This is a genomic window from Vibrio sp. Isolate25, assembly GCF_022398025.1.
Classification (GTDB): Bacteria; Pseudomonadota; Gammaproteobacteria; order Enterobacterales; family Vibrionaceae; genus Vibrio; species Vibrio coralliilyticus_A.
Genome location: NZ_JAKEUT010000032.1, coordinates 1 through 582, shown reverse-complemented (window position 1 = coordinate 582; position 582 = coordinate 1). Strand labels below are relative to the sequence as shown.

Below are 582 nucleotides of genomic sequence, written 5' to 3'. Positions count from 1 at the left end.
CCCAAAGGGTCTTCTGTTTAAACAACCAAAGTTGTCTGCAATTATTTAAACATGATGCAGACTCGATTTTGCCGGACTCAAATTTCCAAGAACACTTGAATGTGTGTTGGTACCTAATGAACAAGTCATTAGGATTTGAGAACTTTTAAATGAATAACAACGCATCTCAAAGAGATGGGGATTGTTGTTATTCGTCAGCTTTCCAAATTGTTAAAGAGCATGTTTCTTCACAAGGAAGTTACATTTTCTAAAGACTTTCAGCGGCAAAAATCCAACCACGTACGTATTACTGAAGTGGTTTGGAAATCTGAATCCAAAAATACTTAGAGAATGGTGGGCGATACCGGGCTCGAACCAGTGACCCCCTGCTTGTAAGGCAGGTGCTCTCCCAACTGAGCTAATCGCCCACATAAGTTTTGATTCTTCGTGGAGAAGAATGGTGGGTCGTGCAGGATTCGAACCTGCGACCAATTGATTAAAAGTCAACTGCTCTACCAACTGAGCTAACGACCCAATGGTATCCCGTAGGGGAGTCGAACCCCTGTTACCGCCGTGAAAGGGCGGTGTCCTAGGCCTCTAGAC

2 tRNA genes are annotated in these 582 nt (G+C 43.8%); both read right to left on the bottom strand.

The features are described 5' to 3' along the window. Positions 1–331: 331 nt before the first annotated feature. Positions 332–407, bottom strand: a tRNA-Val gene (locus tag L1D15_RS21970). A gap of 30 nt (positions 408–437) precedes the next feature. Beyond that, positions 438–513 (bottom strand) — tRNA-Lys (locus L1D15_RS21965). Positions 514–582: the final 69 nt, after the last annotated feature.